Source organism: Sulfitobacter sp. M05 (assembly GCF_029285175.1).
GTDB lineage: Bacteria > Pseudomonadota > Alphaproteobacteria > Rhodobacterales > Rhodobacteraceae > Sulfitobacter.
Genome location: NZ_JABEDH010000001.1, coordinates 1,081,455 through 1,093,293, shown reverse-complemented (window position 1 = coordinate 1,093,293; position 11,839 = coordinate 1,081,455). Strand labels below are relative to the sequence as shown.

At 59.0% G+C, this 11,839-nt stretch carries 14 protein-coding genes; 8 read left to right on the top strand and 6 right to left on the bottom strand.

What is annotated here, in order from left to right:
* Positions 1-5 precede the first annotated feature (5 nt).
* Positions 6-845: a nucleoside triphosphate pyrophosphohydrolase gene (gene mazG / locus HKX44_RS05530; RefSeq protein ID WP_276150283.1), complete on the bottom strand. Its 840-nt coding sequence runs from the start codon at positions 843-845 to the stop codon at positions 6-8.
* 63 nt (positions 846-908) lie between these two features.
* On the opposite strand from mazG, the gene HKX44_RS05525 reads away from it, so the two are divergent.
* Genes HKX44_RS05525 through HKX44_RS05505 form a run of 5 tightly spaced genes read left to right on the top strand, consistent with a single transcriptional unit; the run spans position 909 to position 4,870 of the window.
* Positions 909-2,078 carry a M20 aminoacylase family protein gene (locus HKX44_RS05525; RefSeq protein ID WP_276150282.1) on the top strand — a complete coding sequence of 390 codons (1,170 nt, stop codon included), beginning with the start codon at positions 909-911 and terminating at the stop codon, positions 2,076-2,078.
* Position 2,079: 1 nt separating this feature from the next.
* The gene (gene speB, locus HKX44_RS05520) at positions 2,080-3,045 is read left to right on the top strand and encodes an agmatinase (protein ID WP_276150281.1); all 966 of its coding nucleotides are present in this window, start codon (positions 2,080-2,082) and stop codon (positions 3,043-3,045) included.
* The gene (locus tag HKX44_RS05515) at positions 3,042-3,443 is read left to right on the top strand and encodes a DUF5360 family protein (RefSeq protein WP_276150280.1); all 402 of its coding nucleotides are present in this window, start codon (positions 3,042-3,044) and stop codon (positions 3,441-3,443) included. The genes speB (HKX44_RS05520) and HKX44_RS05515 overlap by 4 nt, the downstream gene beginning before the upstream one ends.
* Positions 3,440-4,387, top strand: a complete 948-nt coding sequence (speB, locus tag HKX44_RS05510) for an agmatinase (RefSeq protein WP_276150279.1) — start codon at positions 3,440-3,442, stop codon at positions 4,385-4,387. Before HKX44_RS05515 ends, speB (HKX44_RS05510) begins: the two co-directional genes overlap by 4 nt.
* A 48-nt stretch (positions 4,388-4,435) precedes the next feature.
* Entirely contained in the window at positions 4,436-4,870 is a 435-nt protein-coding gene (locus HKX44_RS05505; protein ID WP_276153195.1) for a DUF1499 domain-containing protein, read from the top strand.
* Here the strand turns inward: HKX44_RS05505 and HKX44_RS05500 are convergent.
* Positions 4,814-5,113 carry a hypothetical protein gene (locus tag HKX44_RS05500; RefSeq protein WP_276150277.1) on the bottom strand — a complete coding sequence of 100 codons (300 nt, stop codon included), beginning with the start codon at positions 5,111-5,113 and terminating at the stop codon, positions 4,814-4,816. The two genes, HKX44_RS05505 and HKX44_RS05500, sit on opposite strands and share 57 nt — an antisense overlap.
* 63 nt (positions 5,114-5,176) lie before the next feature.
* On the opposite strand from HKX44_RS05500, the gene prfA reads away from it, so the two are divergent.
* The 3 genes from prfA to HKX44_RS05485 all read left to right on the top strand — a co-directional run bounded on the left by prfA (position 5,177) and on the right by HKX44_RS05485 (position 7,861).
* Complete coding sequence (prfA, locus tag HKX44_RS05495; protein ID WP_276150276.1) at positions 5,177-6,232, top strand: peptide chain release factor 1; 1,056 nt, start codon at positions 5,177-5,179, stop codon at positions 6,230-6,232.
* A gap of 17 nt (positions 6,233-6,249) precedes the next feature.
* The gene (prmC, locus tag HKX44_RS05490) at positions 6,250-7,065 is read left to right on the top strand and encodes a peptide chain release factor N(5)-glutamine methyltransferase (RefSeq protein WP_276150813.1); all 816 of its coding nucleotides are present in this window, start codon (positions 6,250-6,252) and stop codon (positions 7,063-7,065) included.
* Positions 7,066-7,264: 199 nt separating this feature from the next.
* Positions 7,265-7,861, top strand: a complete 597-nt coding sequence (locus HKX44_RS05485) for a DUF4167 domain-containing protein (protein ID WP_276150275.1) — start codon at positions 7,265-7,267, stop codon at positions 7,859-7,861.
* A gap of 362 nt (positions 7,862-8,223) precedes the next feature.
* Here HKX44_RS05485 and HKX44_RS05480 read toward each other — a convergent pair whose 3' ends face one another.
* Genes HKX44_RS05480 through HKX44_RS05465 form a run of 4 tightly spaced genes read right to left on the bottom strand, consistent with a single transcriptional unit; the run spans position 8,224 to position 11,811 of the window.
* A complete protein-coding gene (locus tag HKX44_RS05480) occupies positions 8,224-8,808 on the bottom strand; it encodes a hypothetical protein (protein ID WP_276150274.1) in 585 nt (194 codons plus the stop codon).
* Positions 8,805-9,647, bottom strand: coding sequence for a 16S rRNA (adenine(1518)-N(6)/adenine(1519)-N(6))-dimethyltransferase RsmA (rsmA, locus tag HKX44_RS05475; RefSeq protein ID WP_276150273.1), 843 nt, complete (start codon positions 9,645-9,647; stop codon positions 8,805-8,807). The genes HKX44_RS05480 and rsmA overlap by 4 nt, the downstream gene beginning before the upstream one ends.
* On the bottom strand, positions 9,644-10,618 hold the full coding sequence (gene pdxA / locus HKX44_RS05470) for a 4-hydroxythreonine-4-phosphate dehydrogenase PdxA (protein ID WP_276150272.1): 975 nt from the start codon (positions 10,616-10,618) through the stop codon (positions 9,644-9,646). Before pdxA ends, rsmA begins: the two co-directional genes overlap by 4 nt.
* Entirely contained in the window at positions 10,615-11,811 is a 1,197-nt protein-coding gene (locus HKX44_RS05465) for a peptidyl-prolyl cis-trans isomerase (RefSeq protein WP_276150812.1), read from the bottom strand. Before HKX44_RS05465 ends, pdxA begins: the two co-directional genes overlap by 4 nt.
* Between the last annotated feature and the right edge of the window lie 28 nt (positions 11,812-11,839).

Genomic DNA, 11,839 nt, shown 5'->3' with positions numbered 1-11,839 from the left:
GCGCTTCAGCCTGTGTTGGCGTCGCTCCGCTCATCGGCTTTGACAGCGTCCCACAGGCTGTCCATTTCTTGCAGGGTGCTTTGGGCCGGGGTTTTTCCAGCTGCGGCAAGGCGCTTTTCTATTTCGCCAAAGCGCCGTTCGACCTTGCTGTTTGTCCGTCTTACCGCGACTTCCGGGTCCACCCCAAGGTGACGGGCGAGGTTGGCCATGACGAATAACAAATCGCCGAATTCATCCTCCATGGCGTCGGCGTCCATGGCATCGCGGGCCTCGGCCAACTCGCTTGCTTCCTCGACAATCTTGTCGAGAACGCTGGCGGTTTCACCCCAGTCAAATCCAACCCGCGCCAGACGTTTCTGAAGTTTTACGGCGCGTGTCATCCCGGGCAAGCCAAGAGCGACGCCGTCCAGCGTCCCCTGTTGCGCTTTTCCAGCGCGTTCCTTGGCTTTGATCGCTTCCCAATCGACGGTTTGCTGGTCGGCTGATTTATCGCGGCTTTCGTCGCCAAAAACATGCGGGTGGCGGGCGACCATCTTGTCCGAGATATTGCGCACCACAGAGGCAAAAGTGAAATGCCCCGCCTCTTCCCCCATGGCCGTGTGATAGACCGATTGCAGCAAGAGATCGCCCAGTTCACCCTCCAGATCGGGCCAGTCTTTGCGGGCGATGGCGTCGGCTACTTCATAAGCTTCTTCAATGGTATAGGGGGCGATGCTATCGAAATTCTGTTCGATGTCCCAGGGGCATCCTGTGTCAGGATCGCGCAGGCGACGCATGATTTCCAGCAGGCGTTCGATGCCGCCGTCGGGATTGTTGATAAGGTCGTGATTTTGATCGCGGGCCATTGCAGCATTGTCCTGTCTTGTGTCAGATGCACCCTGATGAACCTCACCAAAGGAGTCCAGCCCATGCCAGTGGTCAACCGCATTGCCGATTTCAGCGCCGATATGACGGCTTGGCGCCGGCACCTTCATACGATCCCGGAATTGGGTTTGGAATGTCATCAAACAGCAGCGTTCGTGGCCGAGCGTCTGCGCGAATTTGGCGTTGACGAGATTGTCGAAGGGGTGGCCAAAACCGGCATCGTCGCGATTATCAACGGGCAGGGCACGGGCCCGACAATTGGACTGCGCGCGGATATGGATGCCCTGCCAATCACCGAGGAAACCGGCGTGCCCTATGCCAGCACGCATGCGGGCAAAATGCACGCCTGTGGCCATGACGGACACACGGCGATGCTGTTGGGTGCTGCGAAATACCTCGCGGAAACGCGCAATTTTGCGGGGCGCGTGGCATTGCTGTTCCAACCGGCCGAAGAGTTTGGCGGTGGCGGCGAAGTCATGGTGCAAGAAGGTGTGATGGAGCGGTTCGACATCACGCAAGTCTATGCGATTCACAACGCGCCGGGTCTGGACTTTGGCCGGTTTCACACCACGCCGGGGCCAATTATGGCGGCCGCAGATACGTTTACGATCAACCTTACCGGCAAGGGCGGCCATGGCGCGCAGCCCCATGAATGTGTCGATCCGGTTGTCGCAGCTTGCGCAATTGTGCAGTCTTTGCAAACCATTGTAAGCCGGAATACCGATCCGTTGTCCCAGTTGGTGATTTCAACAACACAGATTCATACCGGCACCACTGACAATGTCATTCCCGGAGAGGTCTATATTAACGGGACTGTGCGTACCTTTGACAAAGAGGTGCAGGCGATGGCCGTACGCCGGATGCAGGCAATCGTAGACGGACATGCTGCAAGTTACGATTTGCAGGCCGAGCTGGATTTTGAATTTGGCTATCCGCCAACCGTCAATGACGCTGCCAAAACCGATTTCGCGATTGATGTTGCAGGTGAGGTTGCCGGTGAAGCAGGGGTCGAGGCTGCATTTTCGCCTGTCATGGGGGCCGAGGATTTCTCATATATGCTTGAGGCGCGCCCAGGGGCCTATTTGATGCTGGGACAGGGCGAAGGTGCCAGCGTGCATCATGCCAAGTATAACTTTAACGATGATATTGCGCCAATCGGAGCCTCGTTCTTTGCGCGGCTGGTCGAGCGGGCACAGCCTGTAGGAGGCGCATGAAATGGCACTGGAAGATGCAGCAAACCAGGTTGATCAGGCCTTTACGCGCGATGATTTGAAGGGGGCGAGTTTCGAGAATGCCTTTGGCGGGGCGACCTCCTTTCTGCGCCGCAAATATACCAAGGACCTGACCGGCGTGGATATCGCCGTGACGGGGGTGCCTTTTGATCAGGCTGTGACCAACCGAACCGGTACGCGGCTGGGTCCGCGGGCGATCCGCGAGGCGAGCAGCCTGCAACCCTATGATCCGCCTTATGGCTGGGACTTTGACGTGCTGAGCGAATTTGCCATCGCGGACTACGGGGATCTGGCGTTTGACTACGGCCATACATCAAAGTTTCCGGCAGCGTTGACTGCGCATATTAAGAGTATTCTTGATGCGGGCGCGGCCAGTGTGACCTTGGGCGGGGATCACTATATCAGCTTTCCGATCCTCAAGGCTTATGCCGAAAAATACGGCCCTATCAGTCTATTACAGTTCGATGCTCATTCAGATACTTGGCCGGACGACGATATGGATCGGATTGACCATGGCACGATGTTTTACAAGGCGGTGAAATCGGGCATCGTTGATCCGCATACGTCGGTGCAGGTGGGTATCCGGACAACAAACCCCGACACTTTGGGGGTGGCGACCATTGATGCGCGCGAGGTCCACGAGCGGGGGCCGCAGGCGGCGGTGATGCGTATTAAGGAGATTCTCGGCAACCGGCCTTGCTATCTGACATTTGACATTGATGCGCTGGATCCGGCTTTTGCCCCGGGCACAGGTACGCCGGTTTGGGGTGGTCTGACCTCCGGGCAAGCAGCGATTATGCTGCGCGATCTGGCGGGTATCAACATTATGGGCGGGGACGTTGTTGAAGTTTCGCCGCCGTTTGACACAACCGGCGCAACCGCGATTGCAGGGGCCCATGTGGCGACCGAAATCCTCTGCCTGCTGGGACACAGGATGCGGCAGAAATGAAAGTTGCCCTGACCGTCACAGAGGTGGGGATGCTGATCTATTGGGCATTTGCGTCGGTTGTTGCGCTGGGGTGGATCTCTGTTGATCCAGAAGCGATGTATCCAGATTACCGTAACCCTATGATCGTAGTTTGGAATTGGTCATTCCTGCCAATCGACATTCTGTTTGCGCTATGTGGTCTGGCTGCGCGTTTTGTCGCGATGCGACCCCAGCGGGCGATTGCTTTACAAATCGTTTCACTCACCTTGATGTTTTGCGCGGGCTTGATGGCGTTGAGCTTCTGGGTCTTGCAATGCTGGTTTGACATTGCATGGTGGGGGATCAACGCGTGGTTGGTTGTTTTGGAAGGTGTTGGGCTGGTGCGCATCTTCTGCCCGACAGAGAGGTCTTTGGCATGAGCGAAAAAAATCAACCGATCAGCGGTAACGATCTGGCCCGATTTTCTGGTCCGAATACCTTTATGCGGCTGCCGGCGGTGAACGCGCTGGCTGGGCTGGATGTGGCGGTTCTGGGCATCCCTTTGGACATTGGGACGTCATGGCGGTCGGGCACACGGTTCGGTCCCAAACAGGTGCGCGCGGAATCCGCGATGTTGCGGCCTTACAATCTGGGGACGGGTGCCGCGCCTTTTGATGGCCTGCAGGTAGCGGATATTGGTGATCTGGCGATCAACACCTTCTCATTGAGTGATAGTTTACGCATCATTGCAGAGAGTTACGACGGCATCCTCAAGTCCGACGTGAAGCCGCTGGCAATCGGCGGAGACCATTCAATCACGCTGCCGATCCTGCGCGCCATTGCAAAGCGACACGGGCCTGTAGCATTGATCCATGTGGATGCCCATGCAGATGTGAATGACGAGATGTTCGGTGAGCGCGAATGTCACGGCACCGTGTTTCGTCGCGCGTATGAGGAAGGTCTGATAATCCCTTCAAAAACATACCAAATCGGGCTGCGGGGAACCGGGTATTCCGCGGATGATTTTGCCGAAGCTGCGGGATGGGGGTTCCAGCAGTTTCCTGCACATGAGCTTTGGGGGCGCAGTCTGGCCACGCTGGGGGCGGAAATCCGGCGCGACATTGGTGAGGTGCCGGTCTATCTGACCTATGACATCGACAGTCTTGATCCGGCTTATGCACCGGGCACCGGTACGCCCGAGATCGGCGGCCTGACCACGCCGCAAGCGCTGGAGTTGATCCGCGCGTTGCGTGGGTTGAACATTGTAGGTGGTGATCTGGTAGAGGTTTCACCGCCTTATGATACTTCCGGCAATACGGCGCTGACAGGGGCAAATATCCTGTATGAGATGTTATGTGTCCTGCCGGGTGTTGTGTACCGCTGATGCGGTGGAATTGAGTTTATTGGCAAGATGAAGCTTGGGGGCCTGCGCATGATCATCTGGGGCGTGCTGTTTGTTGTGGTGGCGGCAATGGCCTATGTGCGGCTGACACCTGTGGTGCCTGAAGAGTGGCATCAGCAGGCCTATCCCTCCGGCATGGGGGCGAAACTGGGGGCAAAATCCTTTGTCTGGCGGGAACCGGTTGCCGGCGATGAGGAGGCGCGTTTGCGTGCACTGGCCGAAGTCATCTCTGCAACACCGCGCACGCAGGTTGTGGCGGGATCGGTGGATGCAGGGCAGGTGACATTTGTCACGCGTTCGCAAGTTTTCGGGTTTCCGGATTTTACCACGATCGGCATCTATCAGGGGCTCGTGGAAGAGGGCGACATCCGCTATCTTGAGGTCTATGGGAGGGCGCGGTTTGGCCGGTCAGATCTTGGGGTGAATGCCAAGCGGATCAAGGGGTGGCGCGCTGCGATCGAGTGACGAAGACAGGCAACCTTCCTGAACTTCGCGCCACATGGGGACATTCAGCGACATCTGGCATTGTGCCATGAACATGCGTCCGTCGACCTGTAAACAAATCGTTTCACCCAATTCGATCCGGTTGTGACTGCGGTCTGTGCAATAGCAATCAACGGTCTTGCCATTTGGGTAGGTTGCATCGGCAAAAGCTGCCGTATGGGCGGGCAGGGCCATCAGGCCCGCGAGGAAGCAAAGGCGTTTCATAGCGTGATCATAGCACGACGCGCCCCTTGACCAAAGCCTTTCTATCAGCGACAGGATGCCAGTATGATACCATTGGACCGGCTTGAACAAATCTCTCAGCGTTTCCAGTTTCTGGAAGCTTCCATGTCATCTGGCTCTGAGGGGGCGGATTTTGCGGCCTTGGCCAAGGAGTACGCGGATCTGCGGCCCGTGGTTGAACAGATCGACGCCTATATGCAGTTGCTGCGTGATCTGGACGAGGCGCAGGCGATGATGGCTGATCCCGAGATGGCCGAACTGGCGCAAGAGGAATTGCCACGGATCAAGGCGGCTTTGCCCGAGGCCGAGGCAGATTTGCAGGTGGCGCTGTTGCCCAAGGACGCGGCGGATGCGAAACCGGCCATGCTTGAGATCAGGCCGGGCACAGGCGGGGACGAGGCAGCGTTGTTTGCGGCGGATTTGCTGCGGATGTACCAGCGCTATGCTGAGGCGCGCGGCTGGGGCTTTGAATTGATCGAAGAGCAGATGACCGAACTTGGCGGTGTCAAGGAAGTGGTGGCGCATATCACCGGCCAGAATGTTTTTGCGCGGCTGAAATACGAAAGCGGCGTGCATCGGGTACAGCGGGTGCCAACCACAGAATCGGGGGGACGTATCCATACATCTGCCGCGACAGTGGCGGTTTTGCCCGAAGCCGAAGATGTGGACATTGAAATTAACGCCAACGACATCCGTATTGATACGATGCGGTCGTCGGGCGCGGGTGGCCAGCATGTGAATACCACCGATTCTGCTGTGCGCATCACCCATATTCCCACCGGTATCGTGGTGACCTCGTCGGAGAAATCCCAGCACCGTAACCGCGACAAGGCGATGCAGGTCCTGAAGGCACGGCTTTATGATATGGAGCGGAGCCGGATGGACGATGAACGCTCTGCGGATCGTGCGTCGCAGGTAGGATCGGGGGATCGCTCGGAACGGATCAGAACCTATAATTTCCCGCAAGGGCGGATGACGGATCACCGGATCAATCTGACGCTCTATCGGTTGGATGCGGTGATGCAGGGTGATCTGGACGAGATTGTCGATGCTTTGACGGCGGATGCGCAGGCCCGGCTGATGGCCGAGATGAACGGTTGAGTACGGCCGCACAGGCGATGGCGGCGGCTGCGGCGCGGCTGCGTGCCGCCGGGGTGCCCGATCCGGCGCGAGATGCGCGCCTTTTGCTGGCCCATGCTGCAAGTGTCGATGCGGCGCGGGTGACATTGATTGCGCCGGAAGAAATTGCTCCTGAGATTGCCGAACGTTTTGATCAACTTGTTGCATTGCGGGCGGTGCGGGTGCCGGTATCGCAACTGGTCGGGGCGCGGGCGTTTTATGGCCGTGATTTCAAAATCAGTCGCGAGGTACTGGATCCGCGCCCGGAAACCGAAACCCTGATTGATCTGGCCCTTGCCGCGCCCTTTGCGCGGGTGCTGGACCTGGGCACCGGATCGGGCTGCATCCTTGTGACTTTGCTTGCAGAACGAAGCGATGCCACGGGCGTCGGGGCCGACCTGTCTGAAACGGCTTGTTTGCAGGCCAGTGCAAACGCGGTTTTGCATGATGTGGCGGCGCGGGCGCAGGTCATTCAATCCGACTGGTTCAATGCGGTCGAGGGGCGGTTTGATCTGATCGTGTCGAATCCACCCTATCTGGCGATCACGGAAATGGCGGATGTTGCGCCGGAATTGCGTGACCATGAGCCGCGCATGGCCCTGACCGACGGGCTGGATGGGTTGTCGGTCTACCGGATCATTGCAGAGAATGCGCAATCTTACCTGACTGTAAATGGTCGTGTGATGGTTGAAATCGGCTGGCAGCAGGGCGCAGAGGTTTGCGCGATTTTCACGGCTGCCGGATGGGCCAGTGTCGAGCTGGCGCATGATCTGGACGGTAGGCCGCGTGTGGTTTGTGCGGCGCAACCGGCGTAAAACTGCATTTTTTGCGCCAAACGGGCGACTTTGCCCTTGCCGTAGGGGCGTTGGCATGGTTATTCAAAGGTGTTGCAGCGGTGGATGCCTTTGGCGGTCCCGCGCGGTTTTTAACCCAACATTTTCTCGACCGATGATCCCCGCGCGTTGCGCAATCGGTCTCCCTTGGCGAAACAGCACCAAAGGCTGATATCCTTTCATGAAATCCACAAGATCCCGGGGCCGGTCCAAGAACAACCGCAACCGCAGCAATAACAATCAGGGCGGCAATGTCGTCAACCGTGTCTTTGACAGCTCCGGCCCTGAAGGTAAGGTGCGCGGCACACCAAGTCAGGTGATTGAAAAGTACAATCAACTGGCGCGTGATGCCCAGTTGTCTAATGACCGGGTTGCCGCCGAGAATTTCCAGCAGCATGCAGAGCATTATCTGCGGATGTTATCAGAGGCGCAGCGCGAGATGGACGAGCGCCGCGAAGAGCAAGAGCGTCAGAACCGCGAGCGTCAGGCAGAGCGTGATCGTGAACGGGCAGAGCGCCAGGAGCGTGAAGCCAATCAGGCCGCACAGCAACAACCCGCTGGCCAACAGCCCCAGCCCGGTGGCAAAGAGCAGCGTGGCGGACATGCGGCTGAGGCAGAGCAGCCGGTGGTTGAAGCAGAGAATGACGATGACAGCGGGTTGGTTGAAACCCCTGAAAGCAAGCCCAAGCCGAAACGTGCCCCGCGGCGCAAGCCCAAGCCGAAGCCCAAACCCGAGAGTGCAGGCGACAGCGGTGATCAGCCAGAAGCTGCAGAGTAATTTGGAAAAGCCCCGCCGATGTGCGGGGTTTTTTCTATCTTGCGCTTAGGTTTCAGTGTTTCCGTTGTTCTGCGGGCAATGGCCTTGCTGGTCAGAGCGGTGTTTGCATTTGGGGTGAAACGAATATTGCAAAGTGCAAAATCTCTGCAAAGCGTGTTCCGATTCATTGAGGCCGGGACGAGACAGAGGGAGCCGCGGGGCGCTAATCCTTGAGCGTTTCGTGAAAGGAGTGGTTGCCGTAAACCTTGACTTAGATCATTTATTTCAACGTGTTAAATGGCGTTCTGCATGTGATGGTTCTGGCTCTCTCGTTGAGAGCGCCCGACCCTAGACATGTATCCATCAGTTAAAGGCCGGGGGCTTTAATCGACAGGTGGCGGTGCCAGTGATCCATCGGTGCGCTGGATGTAATGAATGCGCCCCAGCTCCCGCAGCACCTGTGCGCGGGGCAACCAGTCATAGCGTTGGTCATCCTTGACCGGTGCCCAAAACAACCGCCCACCGCCGCGCCATGGGTCAATCACCACACCGTCAGTCATGGCGGCCCCTTTCGGGATCAGCACGGCGGTGCTGTGATCAATCAAAATCCGTGAGTGTGCATTTGCAATGGCGCGGGTCACATCCAGCGTTTTGAACCCTTCACGCAACAGCCGCGCCTGCATGTCTTCGGCCCAATGGTAACACAGGCCGCGTGGTTTTGTGCCGGCGTTCACCTTGCTGTTGTGGATCAGCGGGTGGTCGGTGATCTGATAGGTTTGCGCCAGGGCAAAGGCCGTCTGGTATGAAATCCGCGCCGCGCGTGCGGCCTCTTGCGGGTCCACATCCGGTGACATCTGGCGCAGGTTTTGCGCGAGGGCCGCTATTTGGGTCTCGCTGCCTGCCTCGGGGCCTTTGGCGGCGCAGGCGGTCAAGGCAAGGATCATCACCAGTGCCGCCAGCTGTCTCACTTTTTTGCCACCTCACGGGCCAGGGCGCAAAAGGCTTCCAGCGATACTTGTTCGGCGCGTTCGGTGGGTTTAATCCCGGCAGCCCGCAGGCGGTCTTCCATATCCGGTGCGACCCCTTTCAGGGAGGCGCGCAGCATCTTGCGGCGCTGGTTAAAGCCAGCGGCTACAACCCGGTTCAGGATTGCAGGGTCCGCTGAAAAACGCGGCTCGGGCAGGGCAGTCAGATGCACCACCGCAGAGGAGACCTTGGGCGGGGGGGTAAAAGCTTCGGGGGGCAGGTGCAGCACAATGCGCGCATCCGCCCGCCACTGCGCCAGCAGGGCAAGACGACCATAGGCTTTAGACCCGGGCAGGGCGACGATCCGCTCTGCCACTTCGCGCTGGAACATCAAGGTCAGGCTTTGCCAGAACGGCGGCCACTGGGCGGGTGTCAGCCAGCGCACCAGCAATTCGGTGCCGACGTTATAGGGCAGGTTGGCGGCCACACGGATTGGCGGTGTCAGATGCTCCAGCGGGTTGATCTCAAGCGCGTCTCCCTCGATCACCTGCAACTTCCCGGCATATGCATCACCGATTTCGGCCAGTGCCGGCAGGCAGCGCGGATCTTTTTCAATGGCCAACACACGGCGCGCACCTTCGGACAGTAATCCACGGGTCAACCCGCCTGGGCCGGGACCGATTTCAAGCACATCGCAGTTTGTAAGGTCACCAGCCTGACGGGCGATTTTAGCGGTCAGGTTGAGGTCCAGCAGAAAGTTCTGGCCCAGTGATTTGCGCGCGGACAGCCCATGTGTTGCAATCACGTCGCGCAGTGGCGGCAGGGTGTCGATTGTACTCATCCGGTGGTTCCCATGCGATAGGCCAGACGGATGGCCTCGATCATGCTGGTGGGGTTTGCGAGGCCTTTGCCTGCGATGTCAAAGGCGGTGCCATGATCCGGTGAGGTGCGGATAAACGGCAAGCCCAGTGTGACGTTTACGCCCTTGTCAAAATCCAAGGTCTTGATTGGGATCAGCGCCTGATCGTGATACATACAAACCGCCGCGTCATAGCGGACACGTGCCGCTGCATGGAACATCGTGTCTGCCGGCAAGGGGCCGGATAGGGCATACCCTTCACCCTGCATCTGTGTGACCAGTTCATTGATCCAGTCGCGTTCCTGTGTCCCCATGGTGCCACCTTCGCCGGCATGTGGGTTCAGACCGGCAATGGCGAGGCGCGGGGCCGCAATGCCAAACCGGTCGCGCAGGCCAGCGTGGGTGGTTTCGATCACCTGTCGCAGGGCGTGCGGTGTCAGCTGTTGTGGCACCTGATCAAGTGCGATGTGGATTGTGGCAGGCACAACGCGCAGCTGTTCGCAGGCCAGCATCATCACAACGTTTTCGACCCCCGCCAATGCGGCAAGGTATTCGGTATGGCCGGGATGGGCAAAGCCCGCCCCGTCTTTCAGCGCCTTCTTGTGGATCGGGGCCGTACAAAGCGCCAGGGCCTGTCCTTCCTGCACCAGCGCCACACCACGGGCGATCATGTTGATGACATGCGGGGCATGGGCCGGATCGGGCGTGCCGGGCTGACGTGGCGTGCTGAAATCCTGAGCCAGGACCGGCAGGGCATTGGGGCTGATTTCGGCTGCGTCTTTTGGATCGGATACAACCCGGTGCGGGGTGTCTTCGGGCAGATGGGCCGGATCACCCAGCCAGACCATCGGCACCTCATCCGCCAAAGCAGACCATGCACCGGCTGCAACCTCGGGTCCGATGCCGGCAGGTTCACCGCAGGAGATTGCAACCGGCAGACGAGGCTGGCTCATTGCATCAGGATATGCGCATCGGCGCGCAATTGTTGCATATAGAGGTTTGCAAACCCCTGCAATTTGCGCTGGCGCAGGGCGCTGATCACATCGTCACGGGTGGCTTCGGCATTTGCGGCCGCCGTCCGGTTACACAGCATCAAGAATACCAACGTTTCGCCATTGGCGCGTGTCAGCGCTGTTGAGACTTCGCCGTTGTCCAGCTTTGCCAATTCAAAAGCGATGTCTTGCGGAATGTCTTTTGGCGCTTTGGTCTGATGTTCCAGAACCTCTTCGGGCTGACCTTTGGCGATGGCGTAAAGATCGTCACAGGTGTCGACTTCGCCGCGCAGGCGGGCGGCTTGCGCCAGCGTGTCCTCAGAGCGGCCACCGGGCATGAAATAGGCGGAGTATTCGATCTCGGAATAAACCTTGGCCGGCTTGCCGCTTTCCTCGATGCCGCGCAGCTGGAACAGGGCAACAGCGTTGGGAATTGGCAAAGGCGCGGTGACTTCACCCGGACCAAGGGCCAGCAACAGCGGGTGCAGGGTTGGCGGCAATTGGTCCAGCGGCGTCCATGGCATACGCCCGCCCCGCCCACGCGAAGCGGTGGCGGAATACTGCGAGGCGTAACGCGAGAACTCGGCTGCGGATTTCGACTGTGCGATCCGCTCGGCCAACGCCATCACCTGTGCGGCGCGCTGGGGCGGGGCGGGGATGATGATTTCGGACAACAGCACCCGCAGGCCGGAGCCGGTTGACTTGGTATTGCCAAGAGCTCGTTTGATTTCAGCCTCCGAGACCGTGGCCTGACGGGAATAGAGGCCCCGGATCAGTTCACGCCAGCCCAGTGAGTTGGCAACAAAGTCACGCAGTGTCTCACGGGACACGCCGGATTGCTCAAGCGCCTTGGTGAATTCCGGCAGGGTCAGGTTGGCGCGTGACGCAAATTCGGCAAGCCCTTCGTTCAGCCCCTCGTCGGTCAGGGAAATGCCGGCCTGCGCCACCGCAGCGGCCCGCAACCGATCGTCGATCAAACCTTGCAGGGCACTGTCGCGGTCCGAGCCGGGGGCATTCAGCAATTGCAGGAACCGCTGGCGTTGCTGCACTTCGAACTCGGTGACAACCGTGTCGTTCACCCGCGCCGCAGGGGCGAACAGGTTCTGCGCCTGCGCTGTCTGAACACCGAGGATCATCGCACCCGCAAGGGCCATGCCCCGAACCACTGCCGAAAATTTCATC

Bases quoted from the DNA above. Each gene is read 5' to 3' on its own strand.
- rsmA (WP_276150273.1), bottom strand. From the start codon at position 9,647: ATGAGTACAATCGACACCCTGCCGCCACTGCGCGACGTGATTGCAACA.
- prmC (WP_276150813.1), top strand. From the start codon at position 6,250: ATGGCGGCGGCTGCGGCGCGGCTGCGTGCCGCCGGGGTGCCCGATCCG.
- speB (WP_276150279.1), top strand. From the start codon at position 3,440: ATGAGCGAAAAAAATCAACCGATCAGCGGTAACGATCTGGCCCGATTT.
- speB (WP_276150281.1), top strand. From the start codon at position 2,080: ATGGCACTGGAAGATGCAGCAAACCAGGTTGATCAGGCCTTTACGCGC.
- HKX44_RS05465 (WP_276150812.1), bottom strand. From the start codon at position 11,811: ATGGCCCTTGCGGGTGCGATGATCCTCGGTGTTCAGACAGCGCAGGCG.
- HKX44_RS05515 (WP_276150280.1), top strand. From the start codon at position 3,042: ATGAAAGTTGCCCTGACCGTCACAGAGGTGGGGATGCTGATCTATTGG.
- prfA (WP_276150276.1), top strand. From the start codon at position 5,177: ATGATACCATTGGACCGGCTTGAACAAATCTCTCAGCGTTTCCAGTTT.
- HKX44_RS05500 (WP_276150277.1), bottom strand. From the start codon at position 5,113: ATGAAACGCCTTTGCTTCCTCGCGGGCCTGATGGCCCTGCCCGCCCAT.
- HKX44_RS05505 (WP_276153195.1), top strand. From the start codon at position 4,436: ATGATCATCTGGGGCGTGCTGTTTGTTGTGGTGGCGGCAATGGCCTAT.
- HKX44_RS05485 (WP_276150275.1), top strand. From the start codon at position 7,265: ATGAAATCCACAAGATCCCGGGGCCGGTCCAAGAACAACCGCAACCGC.
- mazG (WP_276150283.1), bottom strand. From the start codon at position 845: ATGGCCCGCGATCAAAATCACGACCTTATCAACAATCCCGACGGCGGC.
- pdxA (WP_276150272.1), bottom strand. From the start codon at position 10,618: ATGAGCCAGCCTCGTCTGCCGGTTGCAATCTCCTGCGGTGAACCTGCC.
- HKX44_RS05525 (WP_276150282.1), top strand. From the start codon at position 909: ATGCCAGTGGTCAACCGCATTGCCGATTTCAGCGCCGATATGACGGCT.